Below are 15,043 nucleotides of genomic sequence, written 5' to 3'. Positions count from 1 at the left end.
GTCCTTCCGGGGGGACGGTTCGCGTACGCGCCCCGGTCGCCGCCCGCGGCCGGAGCGGTGCCGGACGGGGCTGTCGGCGGGATGCCGACGGGATGCCGGAGCGTCGCCGGAAAAAGGCTGTCGAAGCGCTTCGACATCCTATGGACACCCACTCTTCGTGGAGCTACTGTCGAACCACCCTCACTCGCCATTGTCCGCAAGGCGCACTGTCGAAGCGCTTCACTAGAGCTGGGAGAGCTGGATGGTCACCCTCGCCGAGGTCGCCCAGCACGCCGGAGTGTCGGCGAGCACGGTGAGCTATGTCCTCAGCGGCAAGCGGTCCATCTCCGTCACCACCCGGCAGCGGGTCGAGGAGAGCATCCGGGAGCTGGGCTACCACCCGAACGCGGGAGCCCGCGCGCTGGCCGGCAAGCGGTCCAACATCATCGCGCTGATGATCCCCCTGCGCACCGACATGTACGTGCCGGTGATGATGGAGATCGCCATCGCGGTGGCCACCACCGCCCGCCTCCACGGCTACGACGTCCTCCTGCTCACCGGCGAGGAGGGCCCCGACGCCGTGCGCCGGGTCACCGGCAGCGGGCTCGCCGACGCGATGATCCTGATGGACGTCGAACTGGAGGACGACCGACTGCCGCTGCTGCGCGGCACCGACCAGCCGTCCGTGCTGATCGGACTGCCCGCCGACACCGCCGGTCTGACCTGCGTGGACCTCGACTGGACGGCGACGGGCGCGCTGTGCGTGGAGCAACTGGCCACGCTCGGCCACCGGGACGTCGCCGTGATCGGCGAGGCCCCCGCGGTCTACGAACGGCACACCGGCTTCGCCGAGCGCACCCTGGACGGACTGCGCTCCCGCTCCAGGGAGCTGGGCGTACGGCTGCTGCACCGGCCGTGCGAGGGCGGGTACGACGCGATGGCGTCGACGCTCGCCCGCGTCTTCGACGAACGGCCCGCGACCACCGGGTTCGTCGTGCAGAACGAGTCGGCCGTCGAGCCGCTGCTCGCGCTGCTGCGCCAGCAGGGCCGGGCCGTGCCCGAGGACGTGTCGGTGGTGGCTATCTGCCCGGACCAGGTCGCCGTCCAGGCCTCGGTGCGGCTGACGTCCGTCGCCATCCCCGCCCAGGAGATGGGCCGGCACGCCGTGGAGCGGCTGGTGGCCAAACTGGACGGCCGCGACGGCGACGAAGTCGTTCTGATCGAGCCCGAGTTGACCGTCCGGGCCAGCTCGGGCCCCGCCGCCTCCTGACCGCCCGCACCCCGCCCGCCACAAGACCCCCTGCCGTCGTCCGGCGGCCCGCCACAGATCTCGGGCCGTCGTCCGGCCGCCCGTCCGGCACTCCGGCTGCCGTCCGGCCATCTGTCCAGCACTCCGGCCCCTGTTCGACGACCCGTACGTCCGCCGTGCCGTCCGCCGGCGGTCCCTCCGTCCGTCCGGCCTCTTCCTGACCGCCCGTACGTCTTCCGCAGGTCTTCGGTGCGACCCCTTCGGGGGCGGCATCCCCCTGTCCTCATCCAGGAGTACGCCTCGTGATTCAGCCTGCCGAGATCCAGCCCAAGGTCAGCCTCGCGCAGTCCTCCCCCACCGTCGGCACGTTCCGCGAGCGGGACGGGGCGCTGGAGTGGAGCGGTCGCCAGGAGACCGTGCGCGTCGAGCCGTGGGGTCCGGACGCGGTCCGGGTGCGCGCCCGGCTCGGCGGACCCGTTCTCGAAGGCCTGCCGGGCGCCCTGCTGGAGCAGGCACCGGAGACCTCTGCCACGGTCAAGATCGAGGACGGCACCGGACGGCTGACCGTCGGCGCGCTCACCGTCGAGGTCGACGCCGAGGGCATGGTCCGTTTCCTGCGCACCGCCGACGGCGAGGAACTGCTCGCCGAGGAACGCGCCCACTTCTGGTGGCCCGGCCCCCGGCTCTACACGGCGGTGGGCAACGGCCACCACCGCCTGGAGCAGCGCTTCGCCGCCTACGAGGGCGAGCGGCTGTACGGTCTCGGCCAGCACCAGCACGGCCGGCTCGACCAGAAGGGCCTGGTCCTGGACCTGGTGCAGCGCAACGCCGAGGTCACCATCCCGGTGCTGACCTCCAGCCGCGGCTACACCCTGCTGTGGAACAACCCGGCGATCGGCCGCGTGGAGCTGGCGCACAACGGCACGCGCTGGGTCGCCGACTCGGCCCGCCAGATCGACTACTGGATCACCGCGGGAGACCCCGCCGACGCCCAGCGCCGCTACAGCGCGGTCACCGGCCGCACGCCGATGCTGCCGGAGTGGGCGGCGGGGTTCTGGCAGTGCAAGCTGCGCTACCGCACCCAGGACGAACTGCTCGAGGTGGCGCGGGAGTACCGGCGCCGGGGCCTGCCCCTGGACGTCATCGTGTGCGACTTCTTCCACTGGACGCATCTGGGCGAGTGGAAGTTCGACCCGGAGGAGTGGCCCGACCCGGCGGCGATGGTCCGCGAACTGGACGAGCTGGGCGTCAAGCTGGTGGTCAGCGTCTGGCCGTCGGTGTCACCGCTGAGCGAGAACCACCCGGTCATGGAGCAGCGCGGCTACTTCATCGGCACCCAGTACGGGCCGCTGGCGCACGCCGACTGGCCGGACAAGGAGGTCGCCTCCACCGTCCAGGTCGCGTTCTACGACGCCACCAACCCCGAGGCACGGGAGTTCGTGTGGTCGAAGATACGGGACAACTACCTGCGTCCGTACGGCATCACGGCCTTCTGGCTGGACGCCTGCGAGCCCGAGCTGAAGCCCGGCTTCCCGGAGAACCTGCGCTACTGGGCGGGCCCCGGCCTGGAGGTGGGCAACCTGTACCCGGCGGAGAACTCCCGCGCCTTCCACGAGGGGCTCCTCGCGGAGGGCGAGTCGGAGGTCATCACCCTCAACCGGTCGGCGTGGGCGGGCAGTCAGCGCTACGGGGCCGCCCTGTGGTCGGGTGACATCGGCACCGACTTCGCGACCCTGCGCCGGCAGATCGCCGCCGGACTCAACACCGCCCTGTCCGGCATCCCGTGGTGGAACACCGACATCGGCGGCTTCCACGGCGGCGACCCGGACGACCCGGCCTACCGCGAGGTCATGATCCGCTGGTTCCAGTTCGGCACGCTGTCCCCGCTGATGCGCCTGCACGGCTTCCGCGACCCGGGCATGGAACTGGGCCCGGACATGACCGGCGGCCCCAACGAGGTCTGGTCGTACGGCGAGGAGGCCGGGGCGATCATGGAGAAGTACCTGCGGCTGCGCGAACGGCTGCGGCCCTACGTCCTCCGGGTCATGCGGGAGGCCCACGAGGAGGGGCTGCCGGTGCTGCGGCCGCTGTTCCTGGAGTTCCCCCGGGACCCGGCGGCCTGGTCGGTGGACGACGCCTATCTGCTCGGCCGGGACCTGCTCGTCGCGCCGGTGCTGACCGCGGGGGCGACCACCCGCACGGCCTACCTCCCCGCGGGGGCGCGCTGGACGGACGCGTGGACGGGTGCCGTGTACGAGGGCGGTGCGGCCGTCGCGGTCGACGCCCCGCTGGACCGCGTCCCGCTGTTCCTGCGGGACGGGGCACGGCTGCCCGTAGCGGAGTAGCCGTGCGGTGAGGTGGGGGGGGGGGGGGGGGGGGGGGGGGGGGGGGGGGGGGGGAGGGGGGGGGGGGGGGGGGGGGTGGGGGGGGGGTGGGGGGGGGGCCCCCCCCCCCCCACGCGCGTCTCTCGCCTGGTCAACTCCCGCTGACCGTGAGGTTGTTGGTGAGGTCAGCTGCTGCTGACGGTCAGGTTGTTGGTGATGAAGTCCAGGCCGCCGGACGACGAGGTGATCTCGTAGCCGAACTGGACGTCGCCGATGGTCTCGCCGCTCGACATCCAGCCCTTGGTGTCGGCGATCCACCTGAGGATCGCCCTGATGTCCACGGTGCCGGAGGTCGAGTCCGAGGTGCGCAGGAAGGAGAACACCTGGTTGACGCCGTTGGTGCCCTTGTAGACGGTCCAGGTGTGGGAGCCGAGGGTGAGAGTGCCCTGGCTGGTGCCGAGGGGGCCGACGGCGCCGTTGTAGTTCACCCAGAGCATGATCTCGTAGTCGTAGTCGGTGTCCCAGATGTCGTACGAGGTGTTGTACGCGCCGGAGGACGGGACGGTGACGTTGTAGCTGCTGGTCAGCGAGCCCAGGGAGGCGATCGTCCTGTTGATCACCTTCTTGGAGTTGGGGTACGACTTGATGCCGCCGGTGTTCGGGTGGTCGGCCCAGGCGCCCCAGCTGGTGCCGGAGTTGGCCCATGCGCACTGGCTGCCGGCGCCGGATCCCCAGATGTTGTTGTAGAGGGTGTAGCCGTTCAGCGTGGTGTTGCCCCACTGGTCGCAGGTGGACCAGACGGCGGCCCGGGCGGGGGCGGCGGCGAGGCCGACGGTGGCGCCGAGGGCGAGGGCCGGGGCCAGCAGGGCGGTCAGGAACCGACCTCGGTTGCGGAGTGCCATGGTGTCCCTTCCATGGGTGGGGTGGGGTGTGCTGCTGTCACGTCCTCAGGGTGAGGACGTGCTCCTCTCCGGCGACGAGGTCGAGCGACCGTGCGTCGGCGCGGGGGGTTCTGAGGTCCACGCGGCAGGTCCGCGCCGGGCGGATCACCGCGGTGGCTTGGGCGGGGCTCCAGCTGAGGTCGACCTCGGCTCCGAACCGCGTGAGGATGCCGCGCAGTTCGCCCTCGGGGAGTTCGCGCGGCCGGGCCGGCAGCAGGACGAGCCGAGTGGGGGTCGACCGGACGAGCGCCTCGATCAGCACGGCGGGCAGGGTGTGGGCGGCGTCCGCGTTGTAGACGTGGCGGTCCGGGTAGTGCGCGCTCATCAGCGAGGCGTGGAAGTAGTCGCCGCCGAGGACCCGATGGAGGGCCAGGGAGACCCGGCCCGCGTCCCCGAGCCGGGCCGCGATCAGCGCCTGGTGGAGGTGCCCGTGCGCGGAGTCGTTCTCGGCGCCGCGCAGTTCGAGGGCACGGTGGGCGGCCGCGGACAGCCCGGGGGTGTCGTACGGGTTGATCTCGTCCAGCGGCCAGACGCCGTAGAGATGACTCAGATGGCGGTGGTCGTAGGTGTCGTCGAGGCCCGGGCGGGCCCATTCGGCGAGGGCGCCGTCGGCGTTGATCCGGTGGGGTGGGAGACGCTCGGCGAGGGCCCTGAGGCGGTCGGCGCGGTCCGGGTGGTACTCGGCGGCCGTCAGCAGCGCGTGGCGGGCGGCGGAGAGGTCCATGGCCGCGTCGATCGCGCCCCAGCCGGCGTTCGCGGGCCGGTTCTCCGGTGAGTAGGAGGGCACGACGACCAGCCGGCCGTCGGCGTCGGCGCGGGTGAGGAGGTCCTCGTAGAAGTCGGCGAGTTCGGCCAGCGCCGCGGTCGTACGCGGGTCACGGGCGCCCCGGGTCTCGTCGTGGTCGACCAGCGGCTTCAGCAGCCAGTCGGCGCCGGCCGTCCACAGGTGGAGGGGGTACTCGCGGGAGAAGTGGTAGGTGTGCCCGGACTCGCCGTCGGTGTGCGCGGGGGCGGCGATGCCCCGCGCACCGAAGATCGCGCGGGCGTTCTCGCGCCAGTCGGGGAGCTGGCCGTGGACGAGCCGGGCCAGGGCGTCGGTGACTTCCGGGAGCGCGGCCGCGGCGGCGGACGCCGTCTGGAGGTTGAGGTTGGCGTCCGTGGTGAACGCGCCGGACCAGGCCGTGTCCCAGTCGCCGGTCCACAGGCCGGTCAGCCGGGGCGGGAAAAGGCCGGAGGCGGACAGCAGGTGGTAGCGGCCGGCGGCGAAGAGACGTTCCAGCAGGGCGGCCGGGCTGCGTCGCGTGAGCTTGAGCAACTCCGAGCCGGGCAGCGCGCGTGCGGCTGGGTCGGCGTCCAGGTCGAGGGTGACACGCGTGTAGGCGGTGCGGTGCGCGACGAGATGCCGTTCGAGGAGGTCGTCGTAGGACCGGCCGGCGAGCAGGTCACGCAGGGCGCGGGCCTCCCCGGCCGCGTCGAGCTCCCCGGTGTGGCGGCGCACCCGGGTCAGGAGCAGCACGGCCTCGGCGCCCTCGATGTGGGTGCCGGGCGCGGCGAGGGTGACGGTGCCGCCGGTGAGCGCGACCAGGGTGGTGCCTGTGCAGGCACGGTCGGCGCCGGGGTAGCGGGCGCGCAGGGTGAGGACCGCGCCCTCGGGGGTGACGTGCGCCGCGTGGCCGACGCGGAGGCCTCGGGGGGCGCCGGGCAGGCGGTGGTCCTGGGTGAGGTGCAGGGTGAGGGCGGGCCCTGTGATGTGCTGGACGATCACGTCGTCCGCGCGGGAGACGAAGACCCGGCTGGTCCAGTCGGGGGTGCGGGCGGTGACCTCGCCGGTGGTGAAGTCGACGGAGCGGCGGTAGCCGTCGCCGGTGGTGAGGTCGGGCAAGTGGGGGTAGTCCGCGTCGCCGTCCCGCTCGTCCGGGTCGTCCCGCCCGGCCCGTCGTCTCAGACGCAGGGCGAAGGCCGGGTGGAAGGGCTGCACCCACTGCAGGGGACGCCCGTCGGTGAACTCCTCGGCGGCGGTGACGTCGCCCGCCAGCAACCGGTCCTGGAGGGCGGGGAGCCGGGCGGCCAGCTCCGGGGCGCGGGCGTGTTCCGAGCCGTTGGGGCGGACCAGGGTGTGGTGGGTGACGACGACCCGGTCGTCGTAGGGGTCGCCGAGGACGAGGGCGCCGTGGTGGCCGTTGCCGGTGAGGAAGCCGTCCTCCCAGCGGGTGGCGGGGCGGGGCTCCCAGGTGGCGTGGACGGGGCCGCCCCCGGCCGGGTCGGCGGTCATGGCTTCAGTACCGCCACGCCGTACCGGCCGAGGGTGACGCGGTCCGTGACGCTCTCGCCGGTGAGGAGGTCCCGGTGGGTGCCCGGCACGGTGACGGTGACCGGGTCGCGGCCGTGGTGGAGCAGGAACAGCAGCTCACCCCGGCGCACGGCCTCGACGTCGGCGGGGAGGCCGTCGAGCACCGGCCGGACACCCGCCTCGGAGGCGATCCGCGCGAGCAGGCCGCGCAGCGCCTCCGGCTCGGGGAGAGTGGAGAGGTACCAGGCGCGCCCGTTGCGGAGCACGGCGGGCATGCCGTCGAGTTCGCCGCCCTTGTACGGCGTCGTGCGGGCGTCCGCCGTGGCCTCGATCTCCTCGGACCACAGCGTCCCGCGGAAGCCGTCGCACTCGACGTGCTCCCCCGCCGCCAGTGGCCACCACTCGTGCAGCGTGCGGATGCCGAACAGCTCCCGCAGCCGTACGTCCATCCCGCCCGGCCGTACCCGGTCGTCCCGGTCGGCGACGCCGGTGAGGAAACCGCAGACGAGGGTGCCGCCCTGGGCGACGTAGGCGAGCAGGTTGTCGATCGCGGCGTCGGTGAGCAGGTAGAGCTGGGGGACGACGACCAGCCTGTAGGCGGTGAGGTCGTGTTCGGGGTGGGCGAGGTCGGTGGTGAGGTGGGCCTCCCACAGGGCGCGGTGCCAGGCGGTCAGGACGTCGGCGTGGTCGACCTCGGCGGACGGACGGCCGTCCTGGGCGGAGGCCCACCAGGCGTGCCAGTCGTGCAGGATCGCCACGTCGGCCTCCGGGGAGGTGCCCGTGACCTCGGCCAGCCTCCGGAACTCGGCGCCGATCCGCCGGACCTCCTGGTGGGTGCGGCCCTCCTCGCCCGCGTGGGAGAGCATCGCGGAGTGGAACTTCTCGGCGCCCTGCCGGGACTGCCGCCACTGGAAGTAGCAGACGGCGTCGGCGCCCCGGGCGACGGCCTGGAGGGACCACAGCCGGTTGAGGCCGCGCGGCTTGGGGTGGTTGACGCCACGCCAGTTGACCGCCCCGGCCGCCTGTTCCATCAGCATCCAGGGGCCCCTGGCCTGCGACCGGGTCATGTCCTGGACCAGCGCGCCCCGCTGGGCGCCCAGGGGGTCGCGGGGGTCCGGGTAGAGGTCGACGGAGACGACGTCCTCCTCCTCGGCCCAGCGCCAGGCGTCCACGCCGCTGAACAGCGGCATGAAGTTGGTGGTGACCGGGAGGTGCGGGGTGTGTCGGCGGACGATGTCGCGCTCGGCGGTGAAGCACTCCAGGAGCATGTCGGAGGTGAAGCGCCGGAAGTCGAGCACTTGGCCGGGGTTGTTCAGGTAGTGCGCGTGACGCGGGGGCAGGACGCCGTCCCAGGTGTCGTAGCCCTGGCTCCAGAAGGCGGTTCCCCAGGCGGAGTTGAGGGCGTCGAGGCTGCCGTACCGGGCGCGCAGCCAGCGGCGGAAGGCTGCGGCCGCCTCGTCGCCGTGGTCGACGGTGCAGTACTCGTTGTTGATGTGCCACATCGTGAGGGCGGGGTGGTCCGCGTACCGCGCGGCGAGGTCCTCGGTGATGGCGGCGGCGTACGCGCGGTAGGTGGCGCTGGAGTGCGAGAAGTGCTGGCGTCCGCCCCACCACTCGATACGGCCGTCCGCGTCGCGGGGCAGCGTGTCGGGGTGCAGCCGGCCCATCCAGGGCGGTGGGGCGGAGGTCGGGGTGGCGAGGACGACGCCGATGCCGTGCTCGTGCGTCAGGTCCATCAGCCGGTCCAGCCAGGCGAAGTCCCGCTCCCCCGGGCGGGGTTCGAGCTTCGCCCAGGAGAAGACACCGAGGGTGACGGAGTTGACTCCGGCGTCCTTCATCAGGCGGACGTCCTCGTGCCAGGTCTCCTCGGGCCACTGCTCGGGGTTGTAGTCGCCGCCGAAGAGGAGACGGCCCCGGGTGGCGGTGGCGAAGGTCGGCCTCGTGGTGGCGGTGGCGAGCGTCGGCCTCGTGTCACGCGCCGGGTTCATACGGGCTCCCCGTACTGGATGCCGCGGCCGTTGGTGGCCAGGTAGACGCGGCCGTGGACGCGGGGGTCTCCGGTGATGGCCTCGCCGGTCCAGCCCCACTGGTGCCGGTCGTCGTTGATCCGGGTCCAGGTGCGGCCGGCGTCGTCGGAGCGCAGGACGGCGGTGACGGCCTCGACGGCACCGACCTGGTAGACCGCCGGGTAGTCGGCGCCGTCGGCGGCCTTGCCGAAGCCGAGGGTGTAGGAGGCCCGGCAACTGTCGGACTTGGTGAAGGTCAGGCCGCCGTCGACGGAGCGGTACAGCCCGTTCCACTTGGTGGAGAGCCACAGGTCACCGCTCCGGCCCGGCGCCGCGGCCAGCTTGAACTGGCTGTCCCCGGCGGGCAGTCCGGTCGCCCGGGCGCTGAAGGAAAGGCCACTGTCAGTGCTGGCGTATACCGTTCCGTTATCAAAGTCGTATGCGTAGAAGAGCGTCGGGTCGGCCGGGTCGGCGACGGGCGTGACGCCCTTCGGGAAGGAGAGGACCTCGGACCAGGTCGTGCCGTTGTCCGCCGAGCGGTGGGTGGGGTGCCGGGTGCCGTCCCAGTGCACGAAGGACCACAGCAGCACACTGCCGTCGGCGTTGGTGGCGATCGGCCCCGGTGCACTCTGGGCGATGTCGGGCTGGGCCGCGAAGGGCGCCCAGGTCCGCCCGCCGTCGTGGGAGTACGCGCCGTTGCCGTGGTCGCCCCAGCCGCTGCGGACGACGTACGCGGGCCTGGCCGCGGCCAGCGCGAGTCCCGTCGCCGACCCGAACACGGGGTTCGTCGCCATGCCGTCCGCCGGAGACGCCGTGAACCGCTCGTGGCGCAGTACGCCGATGTCGCCCGAGCCGCTGAGCAGGTGCGCCTCCCCGACCGGAGGCGAGACCAGCTGGCGCACGGCCGTCTCCTCCAGGCCCCGGATCTGCGGTGCCCAGTGCACGAGGTCGCGGGTGCCGTAGAGCGTGGCGCCGGTGCCGAACACGACGTGGCCGGAGTCGTAGGGGTCGACTGCCACGGCCTGGATCCACCAGCCGAACTTGGGGTGCTCCTCACCCCACTTGAGATAGGGGGTCTCGGAGACGTCCAGCACGGCGGAGTCCTTCAGGGACGTCCAGGTGCGGCCACCGTCGGTGCTGCGGAAGAGGGTGTCTACCGCCGCCCAGCGGTTGTTCGTGGACACGACGACGGTCCCGGGCCGACGCGCGTCCACGGCGGCCCCGCCGTAGCCGAAGCTGTCGGCGGACCCGTCGTCCGTGAAGCCGCCGGGCCGCACCGGGGTGACCTCGGTCCACTTCCCGGTGCCGGTGGCCAGCTTGTGCACGCTGCCGTCGGACTGCCCGTTGGGGCCGGGCGCGTTCGCGAAGGTCAGGTACAGCTCGCGGGTGTGCCGGTCGTAGGCGGCGCGGACGGGGACCCTGGCCGTATTTCCGGAGGGCTGCCCGGGGACGGCGGCCCAGGTGACCCCGCCGTCGGTCGTGCGGAAGAGGTTCGGGGAGGTGCCGTCGCCGTCGCCCCAGCCGGCGTAGACGGCCCGGCCTGCGGCGACCAGCAGGGTCACGCCCTGCCCCGACGCGCCGGGCGTGGCCGGGAAGCCGGGTGCGGGGGCCCAGGTCGCACCCCGGTCGGTGGATCTGAGCAGCCCGTCGTGCCGGGTGCCCAGCCACAGGGTGTCGCTGTCACGCGGGTCGACGAGCAGCCGCTCGCCGCAGCCGCGGCCGTCCTCGTTGGCCCCGAGCTTCACCGCGAGGTCGGCGCGCGTCCAGGTCGCGCCCCGGTCCTCGGACCGCAGCACGGCCCCGTTGCCGGCCCAGGGCTGCGCGTAGGTGCCGAGGGCGAGGTACACCCGGTCGGGGTGGGCAGGGTCGACGGCCATCGCCTCCACGCCCAGGAGGTTCCAGTCGTCCCACCCGAGGTGGTCGACCAGCGGCGTCCACCGCGCCGTGCGCTCGTCCCACCGGTACGCGCCGCCGATGTCGGTCCGGGCATAGGCGAGCCCCCGTACGGAGGGGTGGAACAGGACGCCGGTGACGAATCCGGTGCCGCCGATGACGACGTTGCGCCAGCGGTAGGACCCGCTCGGGGCGGGTACCGCTTGGGCTGGCGCGGAAAAGGGCAGTACCGCGAGACCTGCGACAGCAACGCTGCCTGCGAGAACGGTCCGCCGAGAGGGCATGGGGGCACGCATGAGGTACCTCGATCTGGAAGGAGGGAGTGGGGGACGTGCCTGCTTATTGCCTGGGGGCGCGGGGCTGTATCGATGTGCGGCTCCGCCGCGTGGGCGCGAGCAACCACGACGAAGCGGCGAGACAAACGGCGGCATATGCCCCAACGGCCCTAACCCGCCCGGGCTTCAGCCCTTGACCGCGCCGGTCAGCATCCCCTTCTTGAAATGCCGCTGCACGAACGGCGACAGCACGGCCACCGGCAGCAGCGCCATCACCATGACGGCCATCTGCACGGCCAGCCCGGACAGTTCACCGGTCTTGATGGCCTGGCCCAGCCCCACGGGAGCCTCCTGCTTCTGCACGAGCTGGATCATGACGTTCTGGAGCGGCATCATGTCCTGGTCGTTGAGGTACAGGGACGCGTTGAACCAGGCGCTCCAGTACCCGACGGCGTAGAACAGGGTGATCACGGCGATCACGGCGCGGGACAGGGGCATGACGATCTGCCAGAGGATCCGCAGATCCCCGGCCCCGTCGATCCGCGCGCTGTCCGTCAGTTCCTGCGAGATGCCCATGAAGAACCCGCGCAGGACCAGGATGTTGAAGACGCTCACCGCGCTGGGAAGGATCAGCGCGAGGTAGGTGTCGGTCAGCCCGAGCGACTGCACGAGCAGATACGTGGGGATGAGGCCGGCGCTGAAGAACATCGTGGCCAGCAGGAACAGCAGGATCCAGCGGTGTCCGAGGGAGCCGGTCCGGGAGAGCCCGTAGGCGCACAGGACGGACACGGCCATGGAGAACAGCGTGCCGACGAGGGTGACGAGGACGCTGACGACGGCGGCGCGGGTGACCTGGCCGCCGCTGAGCAGTTCCCGGTAGGCGACGAAGGTGATGTCCTGCGGGACCATGACCAGCCCGCCCGCCTCGTCGATCGCCCTGCGCGAGGACAGGCTGGTCACCACGACGATCCACAGCGGGAACAGGATCGCGAGGCAGGCCAGGGCCAGGACGAGGGCCTTGGCCGCGAGTCCGGCCGGTCCGGGCCGCTCCTCCCACGCGGGCCGGGGCGGGCTCTGCCACCGGCGGGGCCGGGCGGCGGACCCGGCCCGGTCGCTGTCCATGACGGCGGTCACTTCTTGTACACCCCCTGCTCGCCCATGAGATGGGCCACCTTGTTCGCGACGAGGACCAGTCCGAGACTGACCACGCCCTTGACGAGTCCGGCGGCGGCCGCGTAGCCGAAGTCCTGGTTGCGGACGCCGTTCCACCACACGAAGGTGTCGAGGACCTCGGCTGCGCCGGGCCCCACGGCGTCGCGCTGGAGCAGGATCTGTTCGAAGCCGACGGTGAGGGCGTCACCCACGCGCAGGACCAGCAGCAGCGCGATCACCGGCCGCAGCGCGGGCAGGGTGACGTGCCAGATGCGGCGCCATCGGCCGGCCCCGTCCATGGCGGCGGCCTCGTACAGGTCCGTCGGCACGGAGGACAGCGCGGCGAGGAAGACGATGATCCCCCAGCCGGCGTCCTTCCATACGGACTGCGCGGTGACCAGGTACTTGAAGGTCTCCGGGTCGGTCATGATGTCGAGCCCGTCGTACCCGTGCTGGCGCAGGAGCTGGGAGAGCAGGCCGGCGCCGCCGAGGAGCTGCTGGAAGACGGCGATGACGAGGACCCAGGAGAAGAAGTGCGGCAGATAGAGGATCGCCTGGGATATCGCGCGCACCCGGGGTCTGACCACGCTGTTGATGAGCAGCGCGAGCAGGATCGGGACGGGGAAGTACAGCACGAGCTGGAGGACGAAGAGCACCAGTGTGTTCTGGAGCGCGGTCCAGAACGCCGAGTCCTCGAAGATCCGCCGGAAGTTCTCCAGCCCGACGAAGGGGCTGTTGAGGATGGAGACGACGCCGTTGTCGCTGATGTAGGGGTCGTAGTCCTGGAAGGCGACGACGTTGCCGAGGATCGGCACGTAGTTGAAGACCAGGACCAGCACGGCGGCGGGCAGGGTCATCAGGAGCAGCAGCCGGTCCCGGCGGAACCGGGCTGCGAGGCGGGGCTCGCCCGTCGGGCGTTCTCCCGTTGCCCCCGGGGCGGCGCCGGACGCCCCCGGGGTCTTCACCGTCGTGTCGGTCTCGCGGCTGCGAGGGACCGTGCTGTGGGACACGGCTGTTCTCCTTGCCTTCTCCTTGTCCGCCGGGGCCGGGTCAGCCGGCCGTGCCGTTCTCGTCGAGGATCTTCCGGTACCAGTCGCGCAGGCCGTCGCCGCCCTTGCTCTTCCAGTCGGCGACGGCCTGCTGCATGTCGCCGATCTTCTTGCGGCCGCGGACGATGTCGTCCTCCAGCTGCTCGAAGTCGTTGGAGAGGTTGGTGTAGCGGCTGGGCTCGGTGATCTGCATGCCGTAGAAGGAGCTCTTCCTGGTGACGGCGCCCATGCGCTGCTGCCACTCGACCTGGCCGCGGCCGACCTCGGGGAAGTCGGGGTGCGCGATGGTCGGGGCGGGGCTCGCGACCATGACGTAGGCGTTGAGCACGTCGATGTTGCCCTGGTCGGTCTTGGTCGGGACGCCCTTCTCGACGGTGTAGTGGGTGCCCTCCACGCCGTAGTTGGTGAGCATGAACTCCTTGGTGCCGTACGGCGCCGCGGTGACGTTGGCGACGGCGAGCACGTCGCGTATCACCGACTCGGAGGCCTTCTTGTTGACGAAGGCGAAGATGTTGGCCGGCTGGGTGGCCCACAGGGTGGGGGTGCCGCCGTCGTGGCCCCAGACGTCCATGCCCCAGATCTTGAAGTCCGGGTTCTGGACGGCCTGTTCGGTGGTGCGGCTCCACCACTGCGAGATGTCCTGGTTGTAGACGAGGAACTCGCCCTTGGCGAACTTGGGGCCCGGGTCGGGGGCGTTCTTGCCCATCTCGGCGTCGGGGTGGACGACTCCCGCGGCGAAGAGCTTGCGGGACCACTCGAGCGCCTCCAGGTACTCCTGGGTCTCGATGCGGTAGACCAGCTTGCCGTCGACGAGGTTCCAGCCGAGCGGCTTCTCCGCGCCGGAGAGCACCCCGAAGGCCTGGAAGGCCGTCCACTTCATGTCCATGCACGCCCAGCGTCTGGCCCTGGCGTTGGTGATGTCCTTGGCCAGGGCCATGAACTCGTCGCAGGACCTGGGGACTTCGTACCCCTCCTTCTCGAAGAGGTCCTGGCGGTAGAGGGGCACGATGTTGGTGACGTAGGAGGCGGGCATCGGCAGGCCGCGCAGCCTGCCGCCGAAGATGGAGCGTTGCCAGGCGTCGGTGGGTATCGCGGCGAGGTTCGGGTACTGCTTGACCGCGTCGCCGGACAGGTAGGGGCCGAGATCGGCGAACTTGCTGATGACGGCGCTGGGGATCTTGCCGTTCATGTTCCAGCCGGGCACGACCACCACGTCCGGGACCTCGCTGGAGGCGAGGACCGCGCCGAGCTTCTGCTCGTAGGTGTTGCCGTCCTGGTTCTGCCACCGGACGTCGACGCCGATCAGGTCGTTCATCGCCCGGTAGTAGGCGTTGTCCGACTTCGGGGGCGAGCCCCAGAACGGCGACATGAAGGTGACCTCGCCGCCCTTGCCGAGCTTCTTCGGGACCGAGGTCTTCAGGCCGGCGAGGTCGAGTTCGGCGGTGAACCCGGCCGCCGAGCCGTTCCGGGCGGGGATGTCGGGGACGACGACGTTGCCGGCGACGTAGGCCGGGAGGATCTTCTTCGCGTCCTTGCCCGAGGTGGTGCCGTCGCGCGAGCCGCCCTCGGAGGACCCGCCGCAGGCGGCGAGCAGCGGCATCCCCCCGGCCACGGCCGCGGTGGCGACCGCGGTGGAGGCGAGGAAGCTTCTCCTGCTGGGACCGGAGGAGGAGGCGGAGGCGTTCGGCGTCATTGCGTCAACCCTTCGTGGCGCACCAGGACACCCGGCGGTTCGGCCGTCGGCTGCGGTGTCTTCGGTGGAACTGGCCGAGCGGAAGCGGCTCTTGTGATGCTGCGCGTCTGACTGCGACGCGTCGGACTACGGCGATCGTCGAAGCGCTTCGATGTTGCTGCGAGGTTAGGTGAACACCCTGGGGTGCACAAG

At 71.8% G+C, this 15,043-nt stretch carries 9 protein-coding genes; 2 read left to right on the top strand and 7 right to left on the bottom strand.

Annotation, left to right across the window (positions count from 1 at the left end; all coding sequences use genetic code 11):
* The first annotated feature begins 241 nt into the window (after positions 1 to 241).
* Positions 242 to 1,249, top strand: coding sequence for a LacI family DNA-binding transcriptional regulator (locus tag ACZ6SQ_RS21500; protein WP_469564399.1), 1,008 nt, complete (start codon positions 242 to 244; stop codon positions 1,247 to 1,249).
* A gap of 281 nt (positions 1,250 to 1,530) precedes the next feature.
* Positions 1,531 to 3,573, top strand: a complete 2,043-nt coding sequence (locus tag ACZ6SQ_RS21495; RefSeq protein ID WP_469564397.1) for a glycoside hydrolase family 31 protein — start codon at positions 1,531 to 1,533, stop codon at positions 3,571 to 3,573.
* 164 nt (positions 3,574 to 3,737) lie between these two features.
* Here the strand turns inward: ACZ6SQ_RS21495 and ACZ6SQ_RS21490 are convergent, their stop codons facing one another.
* From ACZ6SQ_RS21490 to ACZ6SQ_RS21460, 7 genes are all read right to left on the bottom strand, one after another.
* Entirely contained in the window at positions 3,738 to 4,454 is a 717-nt protein-coding gene (locus ACZ6SQ_RS21490) for a GH12 family glycosyl hydrolase domain-containing protein (RefSeq protein WP_469564393.1), read from the bottom strand.
* Positions 4,455 to 4,491: 37 nt separating this feature from the next.
* Positions 4,492 to 6,765 (bottom strand): glycosyl hydrolase family 95 catalytic domain-containing protein, encoded by a 2,274-nt coding sequence (locus tag ACZ6SQ_RS21485; RefSeq protein ID WP_469564390.1) that lies wholly within the window; start codon positions 6,763 to 6,765, stop codon positions 4,492 to 4,494.
* Positions 6,762 to 8,771, bottom strand: a complete 2,010-nt coding sequence (locus ACZ6SQ_RS21480) for a beta-galactosidase (RefSeq protein WP_469564387.1) — start codon at positions 8,769 to 8,771, stop codon at positions 6,762 to 6,764. The genes ACZ6SQ_RS21485 and ACZ6SQ_RS21480 overlap by 4 nt, the downstream gene beginning before the upstream one ends.
* Entirely contained in the window at positions 8,768 to 10,978 is a 2,211-nt protein-coding gene (locus tag ACZ6SQ_RS21475) for a 1,4-beta-glucanase (RefSeq protein WP_469564384.1), read from the bottom strand. The genes ACZ6SQ_RS21480 and ACZ6SQ_RS21475 overlap by 4 nt, the downstream gene beginning before the upstream one ends.
* Before the next feature lie 165 nt (positions 10,979 to 11,143).
* Positions 11,144 to 12,079: a carbohydrate ABC transporter permease gene (locus ACZ6SQ_RS21470; RefSeq protein WP_469564382.1), complete on the bottom strand. Its 936-nt coding sequence runs from the start codon at positions 12,077 to 12,079 to the stop codon at positions 11,144 to 11,146.
* 8 nt (positions 12,080 to 12,087) lie between these two features.
* Positions 12,088 to 13,119, bottom strand: a complete 1,032-nt coding sequence (locus tag ACZ6SQ_RS21465) for an ABC transporter permease (protein WP_469564380.1) — start codon at positions 13,117 to 13,119, stop codon at positions 12,088 to 12,090.
* 40 nt (positions 13,120 to 13,159) lie between these two features.
* Positions 13,160 to 14,851 carry an extracellular solute-binding protein gene (locus tag ACZ6SQ_RS21460; protein WP_469564379.1) on the bottom strand — a complete coding sequence of 564 codons (1,692 nt, stop codon included), beginning with the start codon at positions 14,849 to 14,851 and terminating at the stop codon, positions 13,160 to 13,162.
* Between the last annotated feature and the right edge of the window lie 192 nt (positions 14,852 to 15,043).

The sequence above is a fragment of the Streptomyces sp. NPDC048600 genome (assembly GCF_055587025.1).
This window is presented reverse-complemented; position numbering and strand designations above follow the sequence as displayed.